The 332-nt window shown below is 47.3% G+C and carries 1 pseudogene; it reads left to right on the forward strand.

Annotated elements, in window-relative coordinates:
* Positions 1 to 332 (forward strand): annotated as a pseudogene (locus tag B2751_RS12070) (glutamate dehydrogenase); the annotation flags it as partial.

Raw genomic sequence — 332 nt, forward strand, 5'->3', positions numbered from 1 at the left:
CGCGTCGTCGTTCAAGGGTTCGGGAACGCAGGTAGCTTCTTGTCGAAGTTCATGTATGACTTAGGTGCAAAAGTCATCGCCATCAGTGATGCTTACGGTGCACTTCATGATCCGAACGGACTCGACATCCCATATCTACTGGACCGTCGCGACTCATTCGGAACGGTTACGACATTGTTCAAAAATACGATCTCGAATAAAGAATTGCTTGAACTCGAATGTGATATTCTTGTTCCTGCGGCAATCGAGAATCAAATTACAGAAGACAATGCACATGATATCCACGCAGCGATCGTCGTAGAAGCAGCAAACGGTCCAACGACGAACGAAGC

The organism is Exiguobacterium sp. UBA6282 (assembly GCF_002440475.1).
Lineage (GTDB): Bacteria > Bacillota > Bacilli > Exiguobacteriales > Exiguobacteriaceae > Exiguobacterium_A.